The following is a 2,793-nucleotide window of genomic DNA, read 5'->3' on the forward strand; positions in this document are numbered from 1 at the left end:
GGGTTCTTCTGGGTGGGTGGGCTGCCGACACCGGGAATCGCGGCGCTCTCGCAGACCACGTCCGTGCGCCTGCTCCCGATCGAGCAGGACTGGGTGAACGAGGTGAACGACCGCTACTCGGATGCCTATCGACCCGCCGACGTCCCCGCCGGCACCTACGGCATCGCCGCCTCGGCGCCGACCATGGCCGTGCCGAACTACCTCGTCACGAGTTCCTCGACCCCGGACGGGGTCGCGCGCGACATCCTGACCGGACTGTTCGATGCCCGCCTGCGGATCGCAGGGGAGGTCCCGACCGCTGCGCTGCTGGATCGTCGATCGGCGATCTTCACCGGCCCGGTTCCGTTGCATCCGGGCGCGGTCGAGTACTACCGGGACCTGCGCGGCTGACTGCTCAAGAAATCCTCAAGAAGTCTGACACCGGGCCCTCGGCTCTGCCAGTGTGAGGTCGATCGCGCGCGATCGGATCCTGCAGCTCCGCTGTCGCTGGGGGGCGAGGCCGCAGGACGATCCCGCGGCCCGTGGGGGCGGGCCGTGGGGTACCCGTGCAAAGCAGCATTGGTACCGCGATCAGGTGATTACGAACGTGTAAATCTCACCGAGGCGCCTGGAGACCCGCGTCCGACGTGGCTAGTTTGGAGAAATGATGACCTCTGATACACCCCTCGTCGTGGTCGAGAACGTCCAGAAGCACTACGGAGATTTCCAAGCTCTCGCCGACATCGACCTCACGGTCAACTCGGGAGAGGTCGTCGTCGTGATCGGCCCGTCCGGGTCCGGCAAGTCGACCCTGTGTCGCACGATCAACCGACTCGAGACGATCACCAGCGGCACGATCCGCATCGACGGCAAGGAGCTCCCCGCCGAGGGCAAGGGCCTCGCACACCTCCGTGCGGACGTCGGCATGGTGTTCCAGTCGTTCAACCTGTTCGCCCACCTCACGATCCTCGAGAACGTGACCCTGGGGCCGATGAAGGTCCGGGGCCTCAAGAAGGCGGATGCCGAGAAAGAGGCGATGATCCTGCTCGAGCGCGTCGGCGTCGCACAGCAGGCATCCAAGCTTCCCGCGCAGCTCTCCGGCGGCCAGCAGCAGCGTGTGGCGATCGCCCGGGCTCTCGCGATGCAGCCCAAGGTGATGCTCTTCGACGAGCCGACCAGCGCGCTCGACCCCGAGATGATCAACGAGGTCCTCGACGTGATGGTCGAGCTGGCTCACGAGGGAATGACCATGATCGTCGTCACGCACGAGATGGGCTTCGCTCGGAAGGCGGCCGACCGTGTCGTCTTCATGGCCGACGGGCGGATCGTGGAGGAGGCGACTCCGGAGGAGTTCTTCACGCACCCGAAGAGCGACCGTGCCAAGGACTTCCTCTCGAAGCTCCTCACGCACTGACGCCCGACCACACTGACGCCCGACCACACAGACCCTGCACACACAGCACACGAAGGAGACGCACATGCGACGCACACGGACACTGGCAGGCATCGGAATCGCAGCGGTGGCACTGCTCGCGCTCACGGCCTGCAACAGCGGCACGCCGTCGAGCTCGGGGGCCCCGGAAGACGGCGGCGAGGAGGAGACCTCCGGCACGCCGTGGACGGTCCTCGAGGATGTCAGCATCGACGGGAGTCCGACGTTCGATCGGATCTCGTCCTCCGGCACGATCAAGGTCGGCGTGAAGGAAGACCAGCCCGGCCTCGGCTACCTCGACCCGGTGACCGGCGACCGCACCGGTTTCGACGTCGACATCGCCCGCTGGATGGCAGCATCGCTCGGCGTCGACCCGGAGACGATCGAGTTCACGGCGATCGCCTCGGCGAACCGCGAGCAGGCGATCGTGAACGGCGACATCGACTACTACGTCGGCACCTACTCGATCACCGACAAGCGCAAGGAGCAGATCTCCTTCGCCGGTCCGTACTTCCTGACCGGACAGGGCCTCCTCGTCGGAGCCGACAGTGACATCGCGAGCGTCGACGACCTGAGCGACTCGACCACGGTGTGCTCGGCGACCGGCTCGACGCCGATCCAGAACATCAAGGAGAACTACCCCGACGTCCCGACCAAGGAGTACGACACGTACTCGAAGTGCGTCGAGGACCTCAAGAACGGGCAGGTCGACGCCGTCACCACCGACGAGGCGATCCTCATCGGTTACGCGGCGCAGGACCCGGAGAAGCTGAAGGTCGTCGGCGAGCCGTTCAGCGAGGAGCGCTACGGCATCGGACTCGCCAAGGGCGATGACGCGCTGGCCGAGTACTTCAACACCCAGCTGACCGACGGTGGCGACATCTGGCAGCAGATCTTCGACAACAACCTCGGTGCCTCCGGCGTCAAGGCGACGCAGCCTGAGGTCGACCCGATCGGTTGATCGCATGGGGGTGGCCGACACCATCGGCCGCCCCCATCCGTCAGCAGGGCCATCGCGATAACACGAATCGACAGGAGCAGCCGTGGGAGTCATCAGCGACCACCTCGATCTCTGGGGTGAAGCACTGTGGGGAACGATCGTGCTGTTCCTGGGCGGCGGCCTCATCGCCCTGGTGCTGGGACTGATCGTGGGAGCGGCACGGGTGTCCCCGGTGCCGATCGCCCGCGCAGTCGGGGGCATCTACGTGAACTGGATCCGTAACACCCCGCTCACCCTCGTGATGTTCTTCTTCGCGTTCTGCCTGCCGATCCTTCTCGGCGAGCGGGTCAACTCCCTGCTGCTCGCAGTCATCGCACTCGGGCTCTACACCGCGACCTACGTCGCCGAGGCTCTGCGCGCCGGCATCAACACGGTGCCGGTC

Annotated in this window: 4 protein-coding genes; all 4 read left to right on the forward strand. The window is 66.0% G+C overall.

The genetic code is table 11. The annotated features are described in order from the left end of the window. A partial coding sequence (locus ACNPM4_RS08580; protein ID WP_448985400.1) for a TAXI family TRAP transporter solute-binding subunit occupies window positions 1-390 on the forward strand: 390 nt, incomplete at its 5' end. A 253-nt stretch (window positions 391-643) separates the two neighbouring features. Next, window positions 644-1,393: an amino acid ABC transporter ATP-binding protein gene (locus ACNPM4_RS08585; RefSeq protein WP_372466466.1), complete on the forward strand. Its 750-nt coding sequence runs from the start codon at window positions 644-646 to the stop codon at window positions 1,391-1,393. Between the two features lie 64 nt (window positions 1,394-1,457). Further along, window positions 1,458-2,372 (forward strand): glutamate ABC transporter substrate-binding protein, encoded by a 915-nt coding sequence (locus tag ACNPM4_RS08590; RefSeq protein WP_029262480.1) that lies wholly within the window; start codon window positions 1,458-1,460, stop codon window positions 2,370-2,372. 82 nt (window positions 2,373-2,454) lie between these two features. After that, on the forward strand, window positions 2,455-2,793 hold a 339-nt coding region (locus ACNPM4_RS08595; RefSeq protein WP_448985401.1), incomplete at its 3' end, for an ABC transporter permease subunit.

Source organism: Microbacterium umsixpiens (genome assembly GCF_053543675.1).